Below are 4,246 nucleotides of genomic sequence, written 5' to 3' on the forward strand. Positions count from 1 at the left end.
AGCGAATCAATTCATTTTCAAACGCTGTTTGCGTATTTTTTTGTAAGTTCCCTGTAATTTCATCCATATGAGCTTTCCGTTCTACTCGACTATCTAAATAGGTATCACGAGGTATTCCAAGTTCTTCATTTTTCGGAATCATGCAGCCATAATCACCAGTATCTAATTTTTGATTTTTAATAGGTACTCCCTTTTGATGTAAATAATCTCGAATATGGTTATTGTCTTTTTCTCTTGTATCAATCACGATTGTGAGTGTTTTAAGAATTTTATTTATTTCCATATCTGTATAACGATAACTGATCACTCTTCTACTCCTTTCCTTGCATGTATAACTGCACGTTCATATATTTGTCTTGCTATCGCATTCGATTCACTATTTTCAAATTGACGATAATCTTCGTAAATATCTTTCCAACCATTTTTAGCAAGCATAATCGTCCAGTCATAAAAGAGTTGTAAAGAATCTCCATCAACCAGTAACCATTCATATAATTTTTGATTATGTTGCCATCCACAGAATTGATACAAGATCTTCAACATTGTGATTTCCTCCACACTTTCATTCTTCCAGGATTGAAACCAAGTATCGATCTCGTTAAAACTCTGTTCGGCAGCTTTCATAACTTCCGCTGGAATGAAATGTTGTCTTGTGATTCCAATCCAGTTATCACTCGGATCAAGATAGATATTTGCACCTGATTTCCAAATAGAACTTATGATTTTTAATACTTGCATATCGGTGTTTCTCCATGTTCAAACCGAGCTTGTTTGGCTTTAATCATCGCGTTATTTATCATCGGATGATTGTCATCACAAAGTTTTCCGCATTTTGGGCAAGACATATAATTATTTTCGTTATATTCTATTTTCATAGCCCCACAACTGTAGCACTTCGTAAAAATCATAGAGTTATCCCAGCGAACCAACTTTTCATTATCATATTCACAATACTCATACTGATAATGGTAATCTCCTTCACTCCAACCCCCACCAGCGGAAGGATTGCCAATAAGAATTATTCCATCAGTCTTTAATCCCATAACCAACTTTTTTATTTTTTCTTCTTCAGTATAATTCGGTATGTCTGGTTTTATTTCAACCCATAAGCCATAATCGTCATCACGTAAACCAATATTTTTCAACAGGAAGTCAGGCAAATAATATCCCAATCCACCTAAATCATATCCTTCTGGTTCATACTCCCATTCAATGCCGAGTGCATCAAAAAATACAGCCCATCGAGCTTCTAAGCGACTCCGGAAACGATAGCCCTTATATATAGTTTCAATTGGTTTAATATGCATGAAATACCCTCTCCTTTTATCTTCAGTAACGAAATTCCAGATAAAAAACAGCTTAGTAACCTATTAAAAACATTGATATACCAAGGGTTTTAGCACTATTTTTGTCCTTTGGGTTATCAAGGTTACTTTTATTCCAGGTGTACAGAAAATATAAATATTTACTTTTATAAATATTTATTATTTTTGGATATATATAAAATAAGTAACCTAAGTAACCCTAAAGAAAAAAACAATTCTCCAAACCCTTGATATAACTGGATTTTAGGTCAATTTAAAAGGGGTTACTGAATGATTTTTTTCTTCATTTTTGGTTATTGAATCCGCCACCTCAACCTGTAAATATTTGTGATTCTCTTTTTGTAAGCCGACGCCATGTAAAAAGATTTTATTTTTCATTCCACGCTTCTTAGAAATACTCTTATTTTCTAGCAGTCTGTAAAAGGTTCGATTCTTTAAGCTGATTTCTCCCTCATCGTTGCACCAACGAGAATATTCGTTATACAACTCTTTCGCCTCTATTCTTGCTTGTGGATGTAAAAAACACTTATCGAGTAGAAAAGGCTCCAGAATATCCATTTCCTCTTTGTAATGACTCGTCGCATCTTGAATCGCTTTTGGTACTCCTAATCCTTCACGTTGCCATTTCAAGCAGCCTTCAATTGCCCAATTTAATATACCCGACATCTCCATTGACAACTTTTCAGGAAGCTTTCGATCTACTTTGTTTTTGGGTATGGTCACAGTAAACGGAATCATCCGAACCCTACGCCATATTCCTTCATCCATCCCCTTAATAATCGGTTTATGATTCGTTGTGAAAAACACTTTAAACTCAGGTGTAAATTCGAAAAATTCTTGGCGAAGGAATCGTGCACTAATTGGTTCTCCACCCGTAATTTGTTTGACTAACGCTTCTGATAATTGTTGGCCTTCTTCACTCTCAACTGCTGATACAAAACGTGCACCTGCTAAACGTGCGATATCATTATTTGCCCCAGAGTCATGTTTCTTTTTAATAAACGTGTCGCTATTCGTTTGCTTCGCATAATCACCTAGTATATTTTTTATGGTATTAATAAATGTTGATTTCCCATTTCGACCACCACCATACAGAAAGAACATGACCTGTTCTGATATATCACTTGTTAAGGAATAGCCGATTGCTTTTTGGATAAAATCAATTAATTCGTAATCTGTATTCCCTTCTGCATCTTTGAAAATACTTTCTAAAAATACTTTCCAATCCGGACAATCTTCACCTTTTTTGAATTCGATATTTACCATTTTTGTAAGCATGAAATCACGATTATGCAAGGACAATTCACCTATTTTCAAATCGACCACACCATTTTCCACATTCAAGAGATATTCATGTTTGTCAAAATCCTCACGTTGCGCTGAGGCAAGCGGAATCATATCTTTAATACTGTTCATACGAATCGCACGTTTTTCACATTGTTTCCCCCATCGAACCTCATATTTATCCTCACTTTTTAATAATTTCCGAAGTGTTTTTGACGTGATACGCTCTACCTTTCTACTCTTATCCCCTTTCCACCGTTTTCCATCCCACGTATGCCAACCTACTCCGCTCACATAACGAATCACATGACCGTATTCTGCAACGATTCGTTCCGCATTTCCCATTTCAGTGAGCATGAATTTTTGGTCTGTTAGTCTTGCTTCCTCTTCACTATCATCAACATTGTGGAAGAGAAAATTGAAATCTTCTGTATGATCTAAAATCGTTGTACTTGTATCTGTAATCGCCTTATTTATTGTGTGTTCCCCGTATGTATCACCACTGGAATAATGGACAATATCCCATTTTTCTCTCATTAATCCACTTTCGCGGAACATACTATCCATACGCGTGTAGCTTTTGCCACTCCAAAAAGATAAGTGATTACACAGCGCTTGATCTGAATTTGACCAATCGTTATTAACAATTAATTTCCCCTCGTACAATGCGCGGATTTCATCACCATTTTTCGCTCGAAACATCCGTTTCCAAAGTTCATGGTTAGAAAGGCTTATGTCATCATTTGTATACTCACTTAAATCCACTAAACTTCTCGCTTCTGAATCATCGAAATATTTTTCAAGCAATTCCGCAACTTCATCTGTACGTTCAAAAATCTCATTGGAATTCTCACGATTTCCTGTAAAGGTAAAATATCGACCGTACGAATAGATTTCTAAACCCAATTTATCGTTTTTTCTTCCTGTCCCTAAGAAATTCTGTGGAAGGTTGCCTTTTACAATGACGTGTAATCCTTTTCCACTCGGTGAAAATTCAGTATAACTATCTAACAAATCAATAATATCTGTCGCGAAAGGAGTGATTTTCCCTTCTTCATCCACACATTCATCCAGATCGACACCGATGTATTGTTCACGTTTTGAAAACACAAATCCGATACCATCAAATTCACGCTCTAAATAAAATTTCAATACAGTTGGAAAGGTACTCCATGTTCTCGGGTTATTTGTGGACGCTTTTTCTCCATCGGGTTGATACGGAACTTTAGTTGGTTTGTCTTTTCCTTCTAACCATTCATATTTCCACAAAATCCATTGGGGCAATGACTTCAATCCAGAAGGTATACTATTAAAATCGTAATGTTCTTTCATAGTTACTCTCCATTCTTTGTGATTTAGGGTATAAAAAAGAGAAGTCGGTTAAAACCAGCCTCTCTATTTAGTTATTTAGAATGGCAACATATCATCGCCGACTGTTACTGCTGAAACGCTTGTGATTGGATTTACATCCGATACATCATAGTATTTTGCTTTAGCAGCAATACGTTTTTGTTTTTGACCATCCACAGCCTTGTCATATTCTTCATGTTTTACTGTGATTTTTAAATTCTTATTGATAAGCTGCTTGCCCATATCTTCAGCAGAAGTGAAAACATGATTATTACCAAATCCACATG

At 35.7% G+C, this 4,246-nt stretch carries 4 protein-coding genes and 1 pseudogene; all 5 read right to left on the reverse strand.

Features of this window, described 5'->3' with window-relative positions; genetic code table 11:
* Positions 1–307: ERCC4 domain-containing protein (locus AB3X49_RS18565; protein ID WP_367963908.1), on the reverse strand; the 307-nt coding region annotated here is incomplete at its 3' end.
* Positions 304–738, reverse strand: a complete 435-nt coding sequence (locus tag AB3X49_RS18570; protein WP_367963910.1) for a hypothetical protein — start codon at positions 736–738, stop codon at positions 304–306. The genes AB3X49_RS18570 and AB3X49_RS18565, both read right to left, overlap by 4 nt.
* On the reverse strand, positions 726–1,307 hold the full coding sequence (locus tag AB3X49_RS18575) for a PDDEXK family nuclease (RefSeq protein WP_367963912.1): 582 nt from the start codon (positions 1,305–1,307) through the stop codon (positions 726–728). Before AB3X49_RS18575 ends, AB3X49_RS18570 begins: the two co-directional genes overlap by 13 nt.
* A 261-nt stretch (positions 1,308–1,568) precedes the next feature.
* On the reverse strand, positions 1,569–3,941 hold the full coding sequence (locus tag AB3X49_RS18580; RefSeq protein ID WP_367963915.1) for a phage/plasmid primase, P4 family: 2,373 nt from the start codon (positions 3,939–3,941) through the stop codon (positions 1,569–1,571).
* A 75-nt stretch (positions 3,942–4,016) separates the two neighbouring features.
* Positions 4,017–4,246, reverse strand: a pseudogene (locus tag AB3X49_RS18585) (DUF669 domain-containing protein); the annotation flags it as partial.

The organism is Bacillus sp. C30, assembly GCF_040838255.1.
Taxonomy (GTDB): domain Bacteria; phylum Bacillota; class Bacilli; order Bacillales; family Bacillaceae_G; genus Bacillus_A; species Bacillus_A mycoides.

Coding starts and splice junctions, on each gene's coding strand:
- AB3X49_RS18575 (WP_367963912.1), bottom strand. CDS start 1,307: ATGCATATTAAACCAATTGAAACTATATATAAGGGCTATCGTTTCCGG.
- AB3X49_RS18580 (WP_367963915.1), bottom strand. CDS start 3,941: ATGAAAGAACATTACGATTTTAATAGTATACCTTCTGGATTGAAGTCA.
- AB3X49_RS18570 (WP_367963910.1), bottom strand. CDS start 738: ATGCAAGTATTAAAAATCATAAGTTCTATTTGGAAATCAGGTGCAAAT.